Annotated in this window: 17 protein-coding genes; 4 read left to right on the forward strand and 13 right to left on the reverse strand. The window is 44.1% G+C overall.

All coding sequences use genetic code 11. The features are described 5' to 3' along the window. The first annotated feature begins 88 nt into the window (after positions 1-88). A complete protein-coding gene (locus tag MHH52_RS22285) occupies positions 89-664 on the forward strand; it encodes a YhcN/YlaJ family sporulation lipoprotein (protein ID WP_340004489.1) in 576 nt (191 codons plus the stop codon). Between the two features lie 127 nt (positions 665-791). Here MHH52_RS22285 and MHH52_RS22290 read toward each other — a convergent pair whose 3' ends face one another. The 6 genes from MHH52_RS22290 to MHH52_RS22315 all read right to left on the reverse strand — a co-directional run bounded on the left by MHH52_RS22290 (position 792) and on the right by MHH52_RS22315 (position 6,351). Continuing rightward, positions 792-1,244 carry a pyridoxamine 5'-phosphate oxidase family protein gene (locus MHH52_RS22290; protein ID WP_340004490.1) on the reverse strand — a complete coding sequence of 151 codons (453 nt, stop codon included), beginning with the start codon at positions 1,242-1,244 and terminating at the stop codon, positions 792-794. Between the two features lie 101 nt (positions 1,245-1,345). Beyond that, complete coding sequence (locus MHH52_RS22295; RefSeq protein ID WP_340004491.1) at positions 1,346-2,443, reverse strand: LCP family protein; 1,098 nt, start codon at positions 2,441-2,443, stop codon at positions 1,346-1,348. 83 nt (positions 2,444-2,526) lie between these two features. Continuing rightward, the gene (locus MHH52_RS22300; RefSeq protein WP_042190898.1) at positions 2,527-2,823 is read right to left on the reverse strand and encodes a YlaH-like family protein; all 297 of its coding nucleotides are present in this window, start codon (positions 2,821-2,823) and stop codon (positions 2,527-2,529) included. A gap of 129 nt (positions 2,824-2,952) precedes the next feature. After that, the gene (typA, locus tag MHH52_RS22305) at positions 2,953-4,794 is read right to left on the reverse strand and encodes a translational GTPase TypA (protein WP_340004492.1); all 1,842 of its coding nucleotides are present in this window, start codon (positions 4,792-4,794) and stop codon (positions 2,953-2,955) included. A 202-nt stretch (positions 4,795-4,996) separates the two neighbouring features. Next, positions 4,997-5,506 carry a hypothetical protein gene (locus tag MHH52_RS22310; protein ID WP_340004493.1) on the reverse strand — a complete coding sequence of 170 codons (510 nt, stop codon included), beginning with the start codon at positions 5,504-5,506 and terminating at the stop codon, positions 4,997-4,999. A 185-nt stretch (positions 5,507-5,691) separates the two neighbouring features. Further along, positions 5,692-6,351 (reverse strand): TerC family protein, encoded by a 660-nt coding sequence (locus tag MHH52_RS22315; RefSeq protein ID WP_340004494.1) that lies wholly within the window; start codon positions 6,349-6,351, stop codon positions 5,692-5,694. A gap of 174 nt (positions 6,352-6,525) precedes the next feature. Here MHH52_RS22315 and MHH52_RS22320 point away from each other — a divergent pair, with 174 nt between their 5' ends. Further along, positions 6,526-7,218 (forward strand): TerC family protein, encoded by a 693-nt coding sequence (locus tag MHH52_RS22320; RefSeq protein ID WP_340004495.1) that lies wholly within the window; start codon positions 6,526-6,528, stop codon positions 7,216-7,218. Positions 7,219-7,255: 37 nt separating this feature from the next. Here the strand turns inward: MHH52_RS22320 and thiI are convergent, their stop codons facing one another. The 6 genes from thiI to MHH52_RS22350 form a co-directional block, all read right to left on the reverse strand. Further along, positions 7,256-8,542, reverse strand: coding sequence for a tRNA uracil 4-sulfurtransferase ThiI (thiI, locus tag MHH52_RS22325; protein WP_340004496.1), 1,287 nt, complete (start codon positions 8,540-8,542; stop codon positions 7,256-7,258). Positions 8,543-8,545: 3 nt separating this feature from the next. After that, complete coding sequence (locus MHH52_RS22330; protein WP_313639546.1) at positions 8,546-9,697, reverse strand: cysteine desulfurase family protein; 1,152 nt, start codon at positions 9,695-9,697, stop codon at positions 8,546-8,548. A gap of 130 nt (positions 9,698-9,827) precedes the next feature. Next, the gene (locus MHH52_RS22335; RefSeq protein ID WP_340004497.1) at positions 9,828-10,544 is read right to left on the reverse strand and encodes a lytic transglycosylase domain-containing protein; all 717 of its coding nucleotides are present in this window, start codon (positions 10,542-10,544) and stop codon (positions 9,828-9,830) included. A gap of 182 nt (positions 10,545-10,726) precedes the next feature. Beyond that, the gene (locus MHH52_RS22340; protein WP_340004498.1) at positions 10,727-11,140 is read right to left on the reverse strand and encodes a hypothetical protein; all 414 of its coding nucleotides are present in this window, start codon (positions 11,138-11,140) and stop codon (positions 10,727-10,729) included. Positions 11,141-11,152: 12 nt separating this feature from the next. Continuing rightward, positions 11,153-11,497, reverse strand: coding sequence for a DUF1540 domain-containing protein (locus MHH52_RS22345; RefSeq protein ID WP_340004499.1), 345 nt, complete (start codon positions 11,495-11,497; stop codon positions 11,153-11,155). A gap of 45 nt (positions 11,498-11,542) precedes the next feature. Beyond that, entirely contained in the window at positions 11,543-12,040 is a 498-nt protein-coding gene (locus MHH52_RS22350; RefSeq protein WP_340004500.1) for a YpuI family protein, read from the reverse strand. 309 nt (positions 12,041-12,349) lie between these two features. On the opposite strand from MHH52_RS22350, the gene MHH52_RS22355 reads away from it, so the two are divergent. After that, on the forward strand, positions 12,350-14,287 hold the full coding sequence (locus MHH52_RS22355) for a S8 family peptidase (protein ID WP_340004501.1): 1,938 nt from the start codon (positions 12,350-12,352) through the stop codon (positions 14,285-14,287). Here MHH52_RS22355 and MHH52_RS22360 read toward each other — a convergent pair. Beyond that, the gene (locus MHH52_RS22360; RefSeq protein ID WP_340004502.1) at positions 14,284-15,723 is read right to left on the reverse strand and encodes a PLP-dependent aminotransferase family protein; all 1,440 of its coding nucleotides are present in this window, start codon (positions 15,721-15,723) and stop codon (positions 14,284-14,286) included. The two genes, MHH52_RS22355 and MHH52_RS22360, sit on opposite strands and share 4 nt — an antisense overlap. 93 nt (positions 15,724-15,816) lie before the next feature. On the opposite strand from MHH52_RS22360, the gene MHH52_RS22365 reads away from it, so the two are divergent. After that, entirely contained in the window at positions 15,817-17,010 is a 1,194-nt protein-coding gene (locus tag MHH52_RS22365) for a PLP-dependent aminotransferase family protein (RefSeq protein ID WP_340004503.1), read from the forward strand. The last annotated feature ends 165 nt before the right edge of the window (positions 17,011-17,175 follow it).

The raw sequence follows: 17,175 nt of genomic DNA on the forward strand, positions 1-17,175 counted from the left end.
CCTGGTTTGATTGATCATACATAACTCTTTCCGCCAAGGGAAAAGATAAGATACAGAAACGATCTTTGGCTGAAAGGAGTAATCACATATGAGAAAATCAATGTGTCTGTTGCTGGTACTGCTGCTACTGACAAGCTGCGGTATCGCTAATAAAAAGACATCACCCTCTCCTCAGAATAAACAATCTGCGAATGCTGTAAAGGGTACGGGGAACCATGAGGTTCGGCAATTGTCCAATGATGGTGCGACTAATCCTAAAGCCACCTCAAAAGCTGGTCAAGCCGTCAGTGTTAAGGGTGAAAGTGAAATTGCACTTAAGGACCATTTTGAACAGTTGGCCAAAAGGGTTCCTGGTGTGAATGGCGCACACTGTGTAGTCATGAACAAGGTTGCCATTGTAGGTCTTGACGTAGAAGGTTCCCTAGGCCGGTCACGTGTAGGAAGCATTAAATATTCAGTAGCAGAAGCGATCCGCAAAGACCCAAGAAGTGTACGGGCGCTTGTCACAGCCGATATGGATCTCTCCAGCAGATTAGCGGAAATGAGCCGCCATATCTCCCAGGGACATCCGATATCCGGATTTTCATCCGAATTAGCTGATATCATCGGACGAATCATACCGCAGCTGCCAGAGGATACTAAGCCGATTAAAAATGCACAGTAGAGGTTAAGAAGAAAAGATGTTGTCGTCCTTTATGGATGGCAACTTTTTCTCGTAAAATTATAAGGATAATGTATAACGTGCAACCTATACATTCTTATAATTCAAAAAAAGCCCAGTGATATTCTCACTAGGCTTTTTTCATGGCAGCAAATACTTGTCCGTCCAGCTTCTCAGCGGCACGTCCATCATAAACCTTTGCATATCTTGGGGCGGATTCAAGCTGCGCTCCATAAAAAAGCGCGTTACGCACCGCCATAATTTCAACATCAAAACAGCACATCTTGAAAGGTACATCTTGAAGGGGATCCTGCCTTACAACAGCACTGCCGTTAATGGCATAGACAGTTCCCTCACCAAATATAGTAACGGTAACTAACGGGTTAACTTTCATGTTGTTCACGAGTCTGGAACGATGATCCACAGCCAGACGCACAGTACTAGGACTTACTGCATAAATCCACGAAATGGCCGTGGACGTAGGACCTCCTGATTCCGCATCAACTGTGTTGAGAAGAACAAAAGTTTCCGATTGCAGCATCGATAGCAAGGTTTCGTTCAGCTGAGCAACGGCTTCGGACATAAGTACTGGCCCCCTATGCGGCATAAATTCATTCGATTTATTATATTATAGCACAGGCTGAAACTTGCATTCAATTTTAGGGCGAAGTGTTATTAAGGTCTTTAAGGGGCCTCAGTGGATTCCGAAGCGGAACCAGCGGAAACTCCTGCTAACCGATCCTGTAGGCTTTTCTTGGCAGCCTCAAGCTCTTCATCATTAATATATACATACGGACTTCGCCACGTTCCAGTCACGGGCTTGAATTCGATATTCTCTTTGGAAATCTTCCAATACGTCGCAATCATGTCTTTGATCTGCGAATTTTCGATATCAGTCTTCATGTTACTGTCCACTGCGTCAAGCACCTTACCTATTTTTAATACGCCACCAAGCGATTGCATCTGATCCACCAGAGAATGAAGGACCTCATTCTGACGTTTGTTCCGATCGAAATCATCTGAACCCTTAGTCTTAGGTTTGCAATTAGATTTACGGTATCGCACATAATCTAGCGCTTTATCTCCGTCAAGCTCTGCCGGACCTTTTTTCAGATTGATATTCGTACCGTCTACGCTGTCTGTATAACACATATTATCGCTAATGTTGACGTTGACTCCACCAAGCTCGTCCACCACATCACGGAAGCCTTGAAAATCCAGAATCGTTGTATAATCTACGTCAATATCTAGATATTTCCCCATCATTGTCTTCATCTCATCTTCTGCCAAAATGCCAGAAGAATCTTCTTTCCCCTTAAAGCGAGCATAGAATTCGTTAATCTTCGTTTGCTTGTATCCATTGAGCTCAACTAAGGTATCGCGTGGAAGAGAGACAATGGTTGCTGATTTTGTCTTAGGATTAAGCGCTGCAACCATAATAACATCTGTCAATCTAGATTGATGTTTTGGTCTATTATCCGTACCCAGGATAAGCATCGTCAGTGGTTTTTCTGTAGCCGAATGTCCTGGAGCAACCGTTCCTTTACTCCCTGCATTAAAGACCCCATTTTCAAGCTTCCAATACAGATAGCCCCCGTAGCCCAATACGCCAAGAATCGCAATAATGAGTAAGGTTAACAGGATTCTAACTAATCTGCCAAAAAAGCCTCTCTTTTGCGGTTTCTTCTTTTTTTTCTTAGGAGCACCCTTCACAGGCTGTTTTCTATTATTCGGTTGTTGACCACTTGCTCTTGGAGGTAAACTGCTGTTTCGTGTACTCATAGTAGAATAAAGTCCTCTTCATTTCATTTGGAATTAAAATTGCTACACTTAAATAGACGTTCCATAAGCAGTAAAAGTTTCGATTACTGTCTTTTTGCTGCAGCTGCAGCCTTTCTCTTCTGTCGAGCTTCTACGATATAACGTATCCGTACCATCAGCATTAATCCGACGGCGACCAGCAGACACTGGATGATCGGTAGCTTATCATGTTGAAAAATGAGGAGCATGCCGGAGCCGATTGCCATCATTATGTACAGCATAATCTCTTTGCCAATCGATAACTTTTGATTCACACGAAATACCTGATTATACACAAATGTAAGCAATATAAAAATAACAATATAAGCGACGATTGGATGCTCAGCAAACCAGACCTGCATAGCTAATAACACTCCTCCCAAATTTAAGATACGTTTACATTATATCATCAGTAAGGGAAGTTTTTGTTTCTTAAATTAAAAAAAGCCACCGGATGAATTAATCCGGCGGCTATATTAACAAGCATATATTTACGCGTTTGCTTGCGCCATTTTACGCTGCTTCTCTACACGTTCGCGTTCGCCTTTATTCAGAATCTTTTTGCGCAAACGAATGGATTTAGGTGTAATTTCACAATATTCATCTTCATTCAAATATTCAAGTGCGCCTTCCAAAGAGAAGGTACGTGGTGTCTTCATTTTTACAGTATCATCCTTACCTGAGGTACGCATGTTGGTAAGTGCTTTTTCTCTACAGATGTTAACGATAATATCGTTATCACGGGTATGCTCGCCTACGATCATACCTTCATAAATTTCTGTACCTGCATCCAAGAAGAGAATACCACGATCCTCAACGCCCACTATTCCATATTGTGTTGTTGATCCAGTCTCACTTGCTACAAGCACACCTTGATGACGTCCGCCAACTTGACCAGCAACCAGTGGAGCGTAGCTGTCAAAAGCATGGTTCATAACGCCGTAACCGCGTGTCAAAGTCAAGAAGTACGTGTTGTAACCAATCAAACCACGTGCAGGAATCAGGAACTCCAGACGTACTTGACCCGTACCGTTGTTAATCATGTTGACCATTTCGGCTTTGCGAGTGCCCAGACTTTCCATAACAGAGCCCATGCTTTCTTCTGGAATGTCAATCATGAGACGCTCAAGCGGCTCCGATTTAACACCATCGATTTCTTTAATGATTACTTGTGGTTTAGAAACTTGCATTTCATAACCTTCACGACGCATATTCTCGATCAGAATACCAAGGTGAAGCTCACCGCGTCCAGAAACGATAAATGCATCAGGACTATCCGTTTCTTCCACACGCAAACTCACATCTGTCTCAAGTTCTTTAAAGAGACGCTCACGAAGCTTACGGGAAGTTACCCATTTACCTTCTTTACCAGCAAAAGGACTGTTATTTACAAGGAAAGTCATTTGCATAGTTGGCTCGTCGATCTTAAGAACAGGCAGCGCTTCTGGATTCGCTGGATCAGCAATGGTCTCACCAATGTTGATGTCCTTGATCCCTGCGATAGCAACGATATCCCCTGCGCCCGCTTCTTCTGTTTCAATACGTTTTAAACCTTGGAAGCCGAACAATTTCTCAATACGTGCGGTTTTACTCTTACCGTCACGCATAATGACTGTTACAGATTGACCTTGTTTGATCACACCGCGGTTTACACGGCCAATAGCAATACGACCCAAGTATTCGTTATAATCCATCAACGTTACGAGGAATTGAAGCGGCTCTTCAACACTTTCGGTTGGAGCTGGAATATGTTCAACAATGGTTTCGTAGAGCGAAAGCATTGTATCATCTTGTTTCTCAGGAACCATGCTTGAAGTACCATTAAGTGCAGATGCATAAACAACCGGGAATTCCAATTGTTCGTCATTTGCTTCAAGTTCGATGAACAAATCGAGCACTTCATCAATAACTTCCTTAGGACGAGCAGCTGGACGGTCAATCTTGTTCACGACAACGATCGGTGTAAGTTTTTGTTCCAATGCTTTACGCAGAACGAATTTCGTTTGCGGCATGCAGCCTTCATAAGCATCAACAACCAGCAATACACCATCAACCATCTTCATGATCCGTTCTACTTCGCCACCGAAGTCAGCGTGTCCAGGTGTATCCACAATGTTGATCAAAAACTCTTTATAAGTTATTGCTGTATTTTTAGCTAGGATTGTAATTCCGCGTTCCCGCTCGATATCGTTAGAGTCCATGGCGCGTTCTTGTAGGTGCTCGTGTGCGCTGAAGATCCCCGATTGCTGAAGAAGCTGATCGACGAGTGTTGTTTTGCCATGGTCAACGTGGGCAATGATCGCAATGTTGCGAATATCTTTTCTTGAATGCATGATTTGTATCCAAATCCTCTCATTTATCAAATTAAAACTGTTAAAATTCATAGCATGTCACGGCAGTCTCACAAAAGAAGCGCCAGGCAGAAAGCCGACGCTTCAACATAACATTAATATTATAGTGAAAGCACTATGAAAAGCAAGTCTTTTTATGAAAAAAACAGTTTCCAATTTTCGTTTTTTTAGGATGAAACATGAACTAGCTTCGATTCCATCTATTCCAGCCACGTGTTCTGCCCCGTCCAGTAATCAGCCAAATCCCTGCAGCGATGAATACAATACCAATTAGATAGATCACACCCGTACCCATAAGACTGAAAACACAAAGCGCTATGCTTAGAACGCCTAATATAACAGCAATTGCAGATAGTCCACCTGTCCGTCTTGGAGAATTGATGGAATATTCATACAAGCCCACGGCAATGCCGAGCAGCAGCACAGGCCATAAATATTTCATAAGCCCCCATCCCCATATATTGCAAAGACCAAACAATAAACCATACACCGTTAATATCCCCGCGGGAATCAATACCGTTGCTGAAGCGCGGCGGCTAAAAAATAACATATGTAGAACTAATCCTGGAAGTAAAATCACTAGCGGCCAAAGGGCACGTCCCAAAAATCCGAAGACCCCCAGCTTACCGAATAAAATCAAGACGCCCGCAGCTACAATGAATATACCTAGTCTTATGTCATTCTTGGAAGACATCCTTCACCCATCCCTTCAAATTCACGTCTACCTCACTACCTTGTCATCTCATACCCAGAAAACGACAGGATTCTTATTCATATATTATCTGAAATATACACAAAATGCCATCACTGACCATGCAAAAAAAGGACTATTCCAATTTATGGAGATGTCCTTTTAGTATTGCCTTTTATTGCAATTTATTAACCTACTGATGTTGTTCTGCGTTTAAAAACTCCAGTAGCAACTACTAATATTCCTAAAGCGATCGGCAGAATGGAATGCGTGGATGGAAGCAAGAAGGACAGCATTGTCCCTAATTTTGCATCCTGAAGCATCATATCGCCTGCTGTAAAGGCTAAAATATAAGCGCCGATAAATACGAGCACCGGAAATCTATGCAGCCAGCCTACAATGAGGCCACTTCCCCATACTACAATCGGAATGCTGAGTGCGATCCCGATGACAATTAAAGCCAAATCCCCCTTGGCTAGACCGGCAATCGCCAGAACATTATCCAGACTCATAATAAAATCAGCCACCAGAATCGTTCGGATAGCTTTCCATACAGAAAAAGATTCAGTAACCCTGAGATCCTCCTCTTCTTCAAGCAGCAATTTGAACGCAATCCACAGCAGCAGAATTCCTCCTCCAGCCTGGATATAAGGGATTTTCAACAGTAATACCGCGACAAAAGTAAGCACGCAGCGCAGAATAACAGCCCCCGCAGCTCCCCACCATACCGCAGTCTTCTGGTGCTTCTCCGGAAGGTCCTTGCTGGCCATCGCGATGACCATTGCATTATCTCCACTTAGCACAAGATTGATCATCAATATTTCACCAAGGAGCAATATTGAATCCATTCTCACTTACCTCCCCGAATCACATGTAACTACATGTATGTTCGGAAGTGACAAGCTATGCTTCCTGTCCAACTTTTTTTTTGAGGATGAAAGCATGTAAACTCCTTTTTTTGCGTATACAAAACTAAGCATATTTGGGAACTCATCTTAACAAACTTTAGGAGTGACTACGCCTTGAATACATCCATATGGGAGTTTGTATTATTGCTGCTCAATATTATCTTTCTAGATCTCATTCTTGCGGGAGACAACGCAATAGTCATCGGACTTGCAGCGCGAAATTTGCCTGCCAGTACTCAAAAAAAGGCTATCATGTTCGGGACAGCAGGTGCCGTCGTATTACGAATTTTCGCAACGATTCTGGTCGTATGGCTATTAAAAATCCCCTGGTTACTGCTGGCAGGCGGGATCCTACTTATTCTGATTGCCTATAAGCTGTTAACAGACGAGAACAGTTCTGCGAATATCAAGGCAGGACAAAGCCTATGGTCCGCTGTGGGTACGATCATTCTCGCCGATGCTGCGATGGGACTAGATAATGTCATCGCCATTGCTGGAGTTGCCAAACACAATATCTCTCTGGTTGTCATAGGACTGCTGATCAGCGTTCCAATCGTTGTCTGGGGAAGTACTCTTTTTATTAAATTAATCAACAAATATCCATGGATTATTTATATTGGTTCAGCAGTCTTGGGTTTTACAGCCTCTAGCATGATTACAGATGAACATCAGCTATCCCCATTCTTTGACCAACACCCGTTATTGAAAGTTCTGTTTATACTCGTGATCATCGTTGCCATCTTAATTGGAGGACATTGGAGACGCCAATCAAGGCATAAAAAGCCAAAAAAACTGCCTCAACCGTAGATGTTACTACGAATGAGACAGTCATTTGTTAATGATTTTAGAACCATTCTTCCTGAAGCCCAGCTTGGGCACTCACTACATCACTAGGCTTCTCATCACCATACGGAGTGATCAGCACGGTCTCAGTGGCTTCAATCGCTGCGTCCAGTAATGCAGAATATCCAGGGAGCGTAGCTTCAATCTTGTCTACAATCCGCAAATTCGGATTCGTTGTAGGTGATTTTGGTACAAATAAAGTACAGCAATCCTCATAAGGAAGGATAGATAAATCATAGGTGCCGATACTCTTAGACAGCTCCACGATATCACTTTTATCCATCATTACCAGCGGACGCAGAAGAGGAAGTGGTGTAGCACGGCCGATCACGTTCATGCTTGGCAGCGTCTGGCTAGCCACCTGTCCAAGGCTTTCACCGGTTACGATCGCGAGTGCACCCTCACGTTCAGCAAGCTGTGTAGTAATCCTCAGCATGGCTCGTCTCATCAGCGTAATAATCAGATTATCCTGACCAATCCCTGTAAAAGACGTCTGCACCTCTGTAAAAGGTACTAAATGCAGCTTGATGACTCCCGCATATCGCGACAATACACGCGTAAGATCAACCACTTTTTGCCGAGCAAGCTCACTCGTATAAGGATAACTATAGAAGTGTACGCACTCCACTTCGAGTCCACGACGCATGGATGACCAACCGGCTACAGGACTATCAATACCTCCGGACAGCAATAACATTGCCTTTCCATTAGTGCCTAGCGGAAATCCGCCAACACCAGCAATATTTTCGCAAAATATAAAAGTATGACCTTGACGAATTTCGACTTTCAGCTCCAATTGAGGTGACTTTACATCCACAGTAAGTCCGGAATAGCCTTGCAGCAGTGGTGTCGAAACTAGCTTATTCATCTCCATGGAGCCATGTGGGAACTCTTTCCATACTCGGCGTGCATTAACTTTAAATGTAGTTCCCGGTGCAGGAGCGATGATCTCCAAAAAATGACGGCTGACAGCCACAATATCCTCAAGTTCTGACTTGGCCACCTTTACCGGACTGACAGAAGCGATTCCGAATACATTCTTCAGTGCTTCTACCAATTTAACAGCAGGTTCTCCGTTCAGGTCCACGTAAATTCTTCCAAATTCTTTGGTTAGAACCACATTTGGATAAGGCTTAATCATTTCTTTCACATGACGTAGTACCGTTTTCTCAAATCTGGCACGGTTCTTGCCCTTTAATGTAAACTCCCCAAAACGCAAAAGCAGCATATCGGCATAATCAATACTATTGGCACTGCCTTTAGCAGATTCCTGATTCATCACACTCATTAGTTACTTCATACCTCCTTCAGCAATCTTTAAAGCTCGTACCGCAGTAATTAGTGCTTTCTCAAGCGCCGCGACATCTTCTTCAGTGTGACTATCACCGAAACTGATGCGGATGCCTCCTGAAGCTACAGAAACATCTTTACCCATAGACAATAGAACACGACTAGGTTCGGCCAGCCGGGAGGAGCAAGCCGATCGAGTAGAAACAGCCATCCCTAGTTCCTCCAGCTTACGGGCGAACACTTCCCCTTTCATGCCAGGGTATGAGAAATGCACAATATGAGGGGCTCCATTCTCTCTGCTGTTTATAACAAATTCAGGAACACTGTGCAAGAAGCGTAACAATCGATCTCGAAGTGGAAGCACTCGGGTATAGAAGGTTTCTCGCTGCTCACCACTCATCCGCACAGCTTTGGAAGATGCGACAATCGCAGGTACATTCTCGGTTCCAGCACGTTGGCCCTCTTCATGAGAACCACCTGTAAGCAGTGGGAACAGTCGGATTCCTTCTTTAATATAGAGAAGCCCCGCACCGCGTGGGCCTCGAATTTTGTGAGGAGACAAGCTGTAGAGATCGACTTTCCATCCTTTTAGATCAACAGCGAGCTTACCATATCCTTGAACACCATCTACATGAAATAAGGTTCGCGGATTTACAGATTTAATCAGACTGCCAATCTCCATCAACTGCTGCACTGTTCCGATCTCATTATTTACATGCATCACGCTTACGAGAACTGTATCACGCCGTACTGCAGCAGCTACTCGCTCAGGATCAATGATACCAGTACTGTCCGGTGCTACAAAAGTAATCTCCCAGCCCATTCGCTGCAATTGCAGACAACTTTCATATACAGAGGGATGCTCTAATTCCGTAGTTATCAGATGACGTCCTCTGGACTGATACTGCAGAGCAGCGCCTTTAATTGCTAAATTGTTGCTCTCCGTAGCCCCAGAGGTAAATAGTATCTCCTGTGGTTGTACAGATAACGCGGCTGCACATACTTCTCGTGAGCGCTTGATCAGCTTAGCCGCTTCACTACCGGCACGGTGCAAGGAGGACGGATTAGCATAGTGCAGCTTCATAATTTGTTCCATCGTCTTCACCACATCTTCATAGGGTGGTGTAGCGGCGGCATAATCCCAGTAAAGCATATATCGATTGTCTCCTTTACTTCGTTAAGGTGAAAAATTTACACTTTCTTATATTTCGAAAAAGGATCAAACGGTGATCCCAAATACCAGCCATGTGGTTTAAGGGATGTTACCCATTTGATCCTTTATATTATACAGCGTATTGAGCGCGAGCGCGTTCTATTTTAGAGAGATAGGACTGCGTCTCTTTTGGTAGCAGAGTAAGTTTTTCCAATAATTCTTGGTCATTACTTACCCCAAGTTTATTTACCCGTCCTGGTCCTGCGTTGTAAGCCGCTAATGCCATTTTTTCCTGTCCATCAAAGCGCTTCAATTGATAAGACAAGTAACGTACGCCACCATCAATATTTTGGGCCGGGTCGAACGAGTTTGAAACCCCTAAACCGCGTGCTGTTCCATCCATTAGCTGCATTAATCCTTTAGCGCCTGCCGATGAGACAACATTCGGATTAAACGAAGATTCTGTATCAATTACAGCTTTTATCAAATCGACCGGCACTCCGTATTTAACACTCGCCATTTGAATCAAATCATCATAGCTTGTTGATGTTGATTTAGTACCCGTTATTTCCCCGGAAATTACACTATCATTGCTTTCAGCAGTCCCGCCTATCTGTTGCCATAACAGGCTACTAACAGATGAAGCATCCGGAAGAGAAGTCAAGAAGCTTGTATCCCCGCTATTAGAGGAGTTAGAAGACAGGGATTGGAGCATTGTTGCAAATTGAGAGGCTGACGCTCCCGATCTTTCAGTTTCATTCGCTGAACTGCTCTTGTCGGTTGCACTCTTTAAGCTTATCCATTTAAGCTGCCCTAACCCGTTGGTTACAGCGGGATTGATCTCCATACCGGCGCACTCCTTTTATCTGTTGAATCATATATTTTGTCTTGCATTAGATTTCGATGAATTACGGCTTAATATTACATTTTATCTGAGATTTTTGCTATATGCTGGAATGAAAAAACAGACTTCAGACCCTGATATTTAGGTCTAAAAGCCTGTTATAATTCAAACTTTCCAGTTCGTTTTTAGCGAGCAAAGGGAATCATCACAAAGTAACTAAGTGTGGATACAATGCCTAACCCCATTGCCCATGCCCCGAGTGTTTTTTGCTCTTTGGCATATGCATAGTAACCAATTATAACTGATATTGGTCCAAGAATGATGGACCAGAGAAACAAGGAGGCAATACCCGTAGCAAGCCCAGTATAACCCATCACTTGGCTTCCACTATATTCCTCTTCGTTCTCCTTAGTTTCACTCGCCACACGTGGTGTTGTATCCCGAACCTGCATCGGAACCGGATTCACCTCGGCAGCATACTCCTCTTGATGTTCTCTGTCCCGGCGAGGATAGTCCACTCTACGCGGACGCAGAATGATTTTTCGCGGACCGGATTGTCCATTTGATGAACTTGATTCATTATCCTTTTCTCTGTCCATTAGGGCGGCCTCCTAGGAGTTCGGCTTAAATGTTAAACAGCATGTTGCAGACGATGTTGCGACATGATCGTGGTGATCCTGATTCGTCATTTCTTCAGCATATTCTTCTTTAAATCCGCTACCCGCATGCTTGTCGATCTCAATAATAATTTCTTCAGCTCGGCATAAATTATGCTCGCCCCAATAATGACAATTGCTCACACTACATTTAACTAATGGCTTTACACTCGACATAATTATCACCTCGGCTTCATTATGTCCGCTCGATTCCCCCCCTATTCGACAGGGCGATTTCCAGTTGATGTAACGGAGCAGGGCCTCATAATGCCCAAGCAAAAAAGGATCAGTCTTCGTCATTGTAGATTGACAAAGTACTGATCCTTTACACGAACAATTTAATTGTTAGACCTGATTTTGCATACGTTTCTCAGTCAAATAATCGTTCTCATAATAAGTAAGATCATCGCGTAGCTCTTCATAGGTCTTGGTAATTTCTAGAATGATGTCACGCGCCGGACGAACTGGCTTTTTACGGAAACGGATAGCATCCTGTCCAGTATAAGCATAACGTCCATCTTCAGAATAGCTTTCATTCTTTGGATAGAAGAAGTTATTCACGCCATAGTGATATACGTTATAAAGCGCTTTCTGCGCAAAAGATTCATCGAATGTTGCACGACGCAGCGCAACTCCCAGCTTCTCATAAGACATTTCCGAGAACACTAACAGATGACGAACATCGGACAGGAAACCTTGATAAAATTGTACAGTTTCTTCATCCTCTTCAGTTACAAGCTGAGGCAATGCGTGCTTGTTAAGAAAAATTTCCATCTTGTCGATTACAACTTTAAGTTTGTCTCTCGTCGATTCACATAATTTCTGTACATTGGCTGCTGACATGGTGGTTGCTCCCCCTTATTATTCCCTGCTCTTGTAGTCAATAAAGTTAATCCTATGAAGAAATAGTCTATAGACGTATCTCTTTATTCTTGCAATATCAGGATGCGAACACAGAGAAGTCTAACCTTCTGAACATTAAAAGAACATCTACTAACGTATCTCCTGCAATATCAGGATCCGAACTCGAGATGCTTATTCTCTCTGATATTATCATAAAAAACGTTTGGAAGGTATTCTTTTCTAAGGTGCATAAAACATACGCTCTCTTCTAAACCTATAGACATTAAACTGCGTAGAGGAGCGGAAATCATGTCACGAAAAAATCTAACGGTAGCAGGTCTGGTAACAGCTGCATTCACGGTTGTATTACTTACCTTTGCGCTGCGTCCTACCGCTAATGAGACGACCAGAGAAGTCGCTAATGTCGCTGTACCAAATCCTGTTCCAACTTCAGCTCTACATTCAGCTCCAAATCCCTCACAGGAAAAATCATTGAAGAAAAGCTCCTTAACTCAAGATGTCGATGCGACGGATCACCTGAATAAAGTTGATGTTAACAGACATTTAGCTAAACTACTCGCTGAAACGGATGGCATCGATTCGCTTCATGATAAATCAGTGTATGCAAAACGTTTGCAGCAGGACCACGGGTTTATCACCATGCTCATGTGGATCGATTTTCGCAAGCATAAAACGGACACCTTAAAGTCCTCTTCATTTCCTCAAGGGACCGAACAGGAGAATAAACAGCTGCTGAAATATCTTAAGACGGCGAAATCAGCGCTCCATGGTCATCAATCCTATGAATCTCCGACGTTTACAATCGGTAAAGAGAAATATTACTTTATCGCTCAGCGGAACAAAGAAAAAAATATAGGCATCATCGCTCTTATTAACCAAAAGGTGCTTGGGCGTGTGGCAGACCATCAGCTGAAGAACCTGCGTCTCATTCCTTATCCAAAGGAAGGCAATTACCGTGTAGAATCCGTCCATACCGACAACTTAAAGGATATCACCGTCAAGACAGGTCATGATAACGAAAACGCCAGCCATTTTTATGAGAATGAAATTGTAGTTCGCTTCCAAGGTAACGCCCCTACTCCGGGGCAGCTTCAAACAATAACCGCCGACATCAACGGCAAGAAGCCACGTAAGCTTGGATATTCTTATATCTTCCGATCTGAGAAGATGAATTATTATCAGCTAAAATCCTATTTCACGAACAAATGGCATCCCGCTTATACTGAGCCTCACTATATGTATTTAACCAATGATGCCATAACTAAAAACGCAGAGGGAACCGTTACTCCAAATGACATGTTATTCTCCACTTATCAATGGAATCTGCCGGCGATAGAAACTGAGCTGGGCTGGAATCTCTCCAAGGGAAGTAAAGAAGTGATCGTGGCCGTGGTCGATACCGGAGTCCAGATCAATCATCCGGATCTAAAGGGGAAGCTGTTGACCGGATATAACGCGATTACCAATGGCTCCACACCAGAAGATGATGTAGGACATGGCACACATGTATCTGGAATTATTGGCGCACTGGTCAATAACGGAGAGGGAGTAGCAGGAATAAGCTGGTACAACAAGATACTTCCGGTAAAAGCGCTCGATAATTCAGGAGCAGGAACCACGTATTCCGTAGCAGAAGGAATTATTTGGGCAGCTGATAACGGTGCGAAAGTCATAAACTTAAGTCTAGGTAACTATGCAGATTCCCAGTTTCTTCATGACGCGATCAAATATGCCTATGACCGAGATATCGTACTCGTATCTGCTGCGGGCAATGATAATACAGAACGACCAGGATTCCCTGCTGCTTATCCCGAAGTGATTGCAGTAGCTGCAACGAATGCTTCAGGGGAAAAAGCTTCCTTCTCCAACTACGGCGATTATATTGATGTCGCTGCACCGGGAGAAAGCATAGCAAGTACGTACCCTGATAGCCAGTATGCCGCTTTATCCGGTACATCGATGGCCAGTCCTCATGTCGCTGCGCTGGCTGGTCTGGTGCGTTCACTGAATCCGAATCTAACGAATACGGAAGTTATGGAGATTATGACCAAAAATGCAGTTGATTTAGGCACTCCGGGTCATGACAAATATTTTGGCTGGGGTCAGGTCGATATCTATAAAACATTGCAAGCGGCAAGCGGCAATCAAGTTCCGCTACAGCTATGGCCACAGCATGTGCAACAGCAGCTAAATCAATTAAAACAAAGATTAAGTAACACCCCTTAACCACTCACTTGCAAAAATCGGCCAAGCAAGCGGAGAAATAATCGTAAACCTTCCTCCATATCTGTTTCATTCATTTGCGAATAACATAAACGGATATGCCGGGAAGGGGTTTCCGCGGAGTAACAGACATCACCGGGCAAAAAAGAAATGCTCTCCTGTTCGGCCAGCTCATGTAGTCTTGCGATATCAGGAGAAGCTGGCAACTCCAGCCAGAGATTAAGTCCTCCCTCAGGAAGAACATAGTTCACCCCAGGCGGTGCGTAGAGCTTAAGAAGCCTCGCCGCCTTTTCCATACGTCCACGCAGTGTAATTCGTAACTGAGCAGCATAGGATTCATACTTGCCCGCTATGAACGGTAGTACCGCCCGCTGCGTGAGTAGCGGACTCCCTAGATCACTAGCGGACTTGGCGGCAATAAGTCGAGACAGAATATTCCCCCCAGCGGCTACACAGGCAATTCTGCATCCGGGTGCTATAACTTTACTGAAGCTCTTCATATAAACTACATGCCCTTCTGAATCCAACGATTTAATCGCCCCAGGCGGAGGCGCATGGAAATATAAATCACTGAATGGATCATCCTCTACGATAAGACACCGGTAACTGCGAGCTAATTCCAGCAGCCGTTGTCTTCTTGCCATGCTCATGGTTACTCCGCTCGGGTTCTGAAAAGTAGGGATTGTATAAATTAGTTTAGGCGGTCTTTGATCACACATTCTTGTAAGAATGTCCACCCGCATCCCTTCACTGTCCGTAGGCACAAAGATCATCTCTGCACCTCGTCCTGCAAAAACATCAATAGCCCCAGTATAACTAGGAGCCTCAAGATACACCGTGTCTCCGGGACCGACAAATGTACGGGCCACCAGATCAATGCCTTGCTGAGTTCCGCTTGTGATCATCAATTCGGAGGAATTGAGTGTAATTCCACGTGTCTTCAAATGATCTCTCATGATTCCTCGCAGCTCCAGATCACCCTGAAAGTTGCCATAGGTTGCCATAATCTCCGGCTGCTGAGTGACTAATGATGCGTAGGAGTCACCGATATTTTTTAGAGGCAGTAACTCACTGTGAATTGCAGCTATATGAAAGGGATACTTCACTTCAGAGTAATCAAAATTGCGCCAAAGCTGAGCTCGCGGCAAATAATCATCATATAAATCTTGCCAACGGTCATCCTCCTGACGTCTAGTTTGCTCAGGATCGGCTACAAAGCAGCCTTTACCTTGTCTGCAGTAAATAAGCCCTCGCTTCTCAAGCACATCGTACGCCTTGCTTACTGTAACCTGACTTACTCTCAATGTTGTAGCCAAACTTCTTACGGAGGGCAGCCGAACACCTTGCTGGAGCAATCCTGATGAGATCCGCTGACTCAGGGTTTCACTAATTTGATGTGGCAGAGATTTACGGCTGCTGCGAATCAAATCGATATGCATGAACCCTTCACCTCCACTGTTATATTCAACGCTTTACTGTTATACAGTACTCCTATTATGATAGCACCAAATTGAAAGGTGGAGAACTCATTTATGGATATCAAATACTCAACAGCAGCCAATCATCTAGGATCATCAGCAGTTCGCGAGATTCTAAAAGTTACACAGGGCAATGACATCATTTCACTTGCGGGCGGGCTGCCTGGGGAGGATTTGTTTCCCTTAGAGGCAATGCGGGACGCTTATAACCGCGTGCTCTCCAGCGATACCTCAGCGCTACAATACGGACTAACCGAGGGCTTCACTCCACTTCGTGACAAAATCGCTGAAAGACTTACTCGACAAGGCATCCCTGTTACAGCTTCTGAGATGATTCTAACCACAGGCTCCCAGCAATCTATTGATCTGTTATGTAAAATACTACTTGATCCCGGTGATGCTGTCCTTGTTGAAGCCCCTACTTATCTAGCTGCCTTACAGGTACTCGGCTCTTACCGAGCTGATATTCATACAATACAAAACGACGAGCACGGCATTCTGCCAGATCACCTGGAAGATCAAATTCGGAAACTCCGGCCCAAACTCCTATATGCAGTTCCAACCTTCAACAATCCTTCAGGAGCAACTTGGAGTAAGGAACGCCGTGAGAAAGTAGTTGGAATTTGCCGTCGTTACAATGTTCTTATCTTAGAAGACAATCCCTACGGAGAAATAACCTTTGAGGAAAATAAAGATCTTTATCCACCCTCACTAGCGTCCATCGACAGAAGCTATGGAGGAGATTACTGTGTCGCCTACACCGGAACCTTCTCCAAAATCGTAGCCCCTGCCCTGCGTACCGGCTGGATTATCGGAGATTCTAATCTAATCAAGACCATCGCCAAAGCAAAACAAGCAGCTGATCTGCATTCTAGCACCATTGACCAGCGCGCTCTAGATGAACTGCTGCTGCATTTCGATATTGAGCAGCATATCCGTGTCATCTCACGAGAATATTATTCTCGAATGAAACTCCTATCCGCAGAGCTCAGATCACAGAACTGGGAAGAGGCTCATTTTCAGGAGCCACGAGGCGGCATGTTCCTATGGCTTACCCTTTCCCAAGAGATCAACACAAAAGAGTTACTTCCAATAGCAGTAGAGAATGGTGTTGCTTTCGTTCCAGGAGAGGTGTTCTATTCAGCGCAGCCTCTCAAGAACAAAATGCGTTTGAATTTCACACATACACCACCCGAGCTTGTTCCTGCTGCTGTTCAGCGTCTGGCGAAAGCGTTGGTTCAGTGGTAGCAAAACCAAAACATCGTTCGCTCGTAATCATGATAAACAAACCGGCTTCTCCATCCTCTATAGGACGGGGAAGCCGGTTTGTTTAATTCTCTAGGTACTCAATACACCTTCCACTCAGACTAACTCGTCTTTACCGTGTTATGTATTTCCCATATTCACATATCT

Origin of the sequence: Paenibacillus sp. FSL K6-0276, assembly GCF_037977235.1 — a bacterium.
Taxonomy (GTDB): domain Bacteria; phylum Bacillota; class Bacilli; order Paenibacillales; family Paenibacillaceae; genus Paenibacillus_AQ.

Bases quoted from the DNA above. Each gene is read 5' to 3' on its own strand.
- MHH52_RS22335 (WP_340004497.1), bottom strand. From the start codon at position 10,544: ATGGAGATCAATCCCGCTGTAACCAACGGGTTAGGGCAGCTTAAATGG.
- MHH52_RS22295 (WP_340004491.1), bottom strand. From the start codon at position 2,443: ATGAGTACACGAAACAGCAGTTTACCTCCAAGAGCAAGTGGTCAACAA.
- MHH52_RS22345 (WP_340004499.1), bottom strand. From the start codon at position 11,497: ATGACGAAGACTGATCCTTTTTTGCTTGGGCATTATGAGGCCCTGCTC.
- MHH52_RS22315 (WP_340004494.1), bottom strand. From the start codon at position 6,351: ATGGATTCAATATTGCTCCTTGGTGAAATATTGATGATCAATCTTGTG.
- MHH52_RS22285 (WP_340004489.1), top strand. From the start codon at position 89: ATGAGAAAATCAATGTGTCTGTTGCTGGTACTGCTGCTACTGACAAGC.
- MHH52_RS22360 (WP_340004502.1), bottom strand. From the start codon at position 15,723: ATGCATATCGATTTGATTCGCAGCAGCCGTAAATCTCTGCCACATCAA.
- MHH52_RS22355 (WP_340004501.1), top strand. From the start codon at position 12,350: ATGTCACGAAAAAATCTAACGGTAGCAGGTCTGGTAACAGCTGCATTC.
- MHH52_RS22300 (WP_042190898.1), bottom strand. From the start codon at position 2,823: ATGCAGGTCTGGTTTGCTGAGCATCCAATCGTCGCTTATATTGTTATT.
- MHH52_RS22290 (WP_340004490.1), bottom strand. From the start codon at position 1,244: ATGTCCGAAGCCGTTGCTCAGCTGAACGAAACCTTGCTATCGATGCTG.
- thiI (WP_340004496.1), bottom strand. From the start codon at position 8,542: ATGAGTGTGATGAATCAGGAATCTGCTAAAGGCAGTGCCAATAGTATT.
- MHH52_RS22365 (WP_340004503.1), top strand. From the start codon at position 15,817: ATGGATATCAAATACTCAACAGCAGCCAATCATCTAGGATCATCAGCA.
- MHH52_RS22330 (WP_313639546.1), bottom strand. From the start codon at position 9,697: ATGCTTTACTGGGATTATGCCGCCGCTACACCACCCTATGAAGATGTG.
- MHH52_RS22340 (WP_340004498.1), bottom strand. From the start codon at position 11,140: ATGGACAGAGAAAAGGATAATGAATCAAGTTCATCAAATGGACAATCC.
- typA (WP_340004492.1), bottom strand. From the start codon at position 4,794: ATGCATTCAAGAAAAGATATTCGCAACATTGCGATCATTGCCCACGTT.
- MHH52_RS22350 (WP_340004500.1), bottom strand. From the start codon at position 12,040: ATGTCAGCAGCCAATGTACAGAAATTATGTGAATCGACGAGAGACAAA.
- MHH52_RS22310 (WP_340004493.1), bottom strand. From the start codon at position 5,506: ATGTCTTCCAAGAATGACATAAGACTAGGTATATTCATTGTAGCTGCG.